The sequence below is a fragment of the Luteibacter sp. P4_E6 genome (assembly GCF_056401535.1).
This window is the reverse complement of sequence record NZ_JBFUJE010000677.1, coordinates 1-1,841: the sequence shown is the minus strand read 5'-3', so window position 1 is coordinate 1,841 and position 1,841 is coordinate 1. Positions and strand designations below refer to the sequence as shown.

1 protein-coding gene is annotated in these 1,841 nt (G+C 67.1%); it reads right to left on the bottom strand.

The genetic code is table 11. From position 1 onward, the window contains the following. On the bottom strand, positions 1–1,841 hold a 1,841-nt coding region (locus AC1DT2_RS22270), incomplete at both ends, for a beta strand repeat-containing protein (RefSeq protein ID WP_477298796.1).

Genomic DNA, 1,841 nt, shown 5'->3' with positions numbered 1-1,841 from the left:
GGTCAGCGTGCCATCGACCGTGAGCTTGAGCACACCATCACTCTCGAGCCGCTGACCGGCCAGATGCGTGTAATCGCCGGTGAGATGCGTATCGAGCAAGGCAGCGCCGTAGATTCGCCCGATGCCGTTCAACGCGCCAGCGGTGACGTGCACGTTGTTACCGTCCACTTCGCCGCCGTTGTTGGTCAACATCGGCACCGTCAACCACAGCGTATCGGCCTGCAGATGACCATTGCTATTGGTCAGCTGGCCGACGGTGAGCCATGTCGTGCCACCGGAGCCCATCTGGCCACTCGTGTTGTCCAGCGTGCCGGCGGCGTTCTGGTCGCTGAGATTACGCGTGGCGAAGACCGTACCGGCGATGTTGCTGAAGCTACCGACCCGGTCCAGGTTGGCGTCGCGCTGGGCAACCAGCGTGCCGCCCGCGCCGTTGTCGAAGCTCGTCGCCTGAACGATGACGTCGCCAGCACGATTGCCCATCGTGCCGCCGCGGTTGGCAATGGCACCGGTGGTGACGATCTGTAGGGACGCATCGGGGGCACCGGCATGTCCCGCCAGCAACTGGCCGCCGTTGTTCCCAATCGAGGCAGCGTGGATCGTTGCCGCGTCGGTGGCGTCCACCCGTCCGGCACTGTTGTCGAACGTGCCGCCAGCGGTAAGGGTCAGCGCGCCGCCCGTTTGCAGCACGCCGCCGCTGCTGTTGAGGAGGTTACCTGCACTGGTCAGCCCGAGGTCGTGCTGGGCGACAAGCGAGCCGCCGTGATTGTCGACCGATCCTGCCTGCACCTGCGCGGCGCCTTCGGCGGCGATCATGCCGGCGCCCGTATTGGTCAGGCCCTGCGTGAGCGTAATCGTGAGTTGCCCGCTCGCGCCGTGCTGGGCGAGTTGTCCGGCGGTGTTATCCAGCGTGCTGCCGGTCACCGTCACCGCACCCTGCCCGTCCAGCACACCGCTGGCATTGGTCAGCGTCGTGCCGCTGACGCCCAGCGCTCCCCGCGCGACGACCGCGCCGTGGCTGTTGTCGAGCATGCCGGCGTGCAAGGTGACGGCCTGGCCGTAGAGGCCTGTGGTCGGTGCCGTCGCACCGGTACTCACCGTGTTGCGATTGAGCAGCGTAGCGGCCTGTATCGCCAGGTCGCCACCGGCGATCAGTGCGCCGCCCGTGTTGTCGAGCGTCGTGGCGACCGTCGCATCGATTGCACCCGTGGTTTGCAGCGTTCCGCCGTGATTACTGACGCTACCGGCCGTGAGCGCGATGTCGCCATTGCTTTGCACGTTACCGGCGTCATTGGTTAGCGCGCCGTCGACGCCCAGCGTGAGCGGCGCGGTGGCCGATGCCTGGAGGGTGCCACCGGTATTGTCGAGGCTACCTGCGTGCAACGTGGTGGCGCCCGTGCTGGCGAAAACACCGCCGGTATTGTCCAGCGCTCCCGTCACCCGCACGTTCGTCGCACCGGCGCCGGCCGCGATCAGGCGACCGTGCGCGTTGGTGAATGCGCCGGCATTCAGGGCGAGTGCGCCGTTGCCGACGATCTCACCACCCGTGTTATTGAAGAGGCCGCTCACGTTCGCCTGCAGCGGGTCGCCGCCGAGGGCGGACACCTGCCCACCGGAGGTGTTGAGCGCTCCCGTGGTGATGAGGATCGACTCCGCTTGTGTCGTGCCGCCGCTCAGATCGGTCGTGTTGCCGGTCAGGATCAGCGCACCGTTGCTGCCGATCGTGCCGCCATTGCCGTTGAGCGTAGTCGCGGCGATCGTCAGCGTGCCGTGGCCCGCGTGCGTGACGCTGCCCTGGCGGTTGTCGAACGTGGCGGCCGATAGGCTGAGGTCGCCGTCACTTC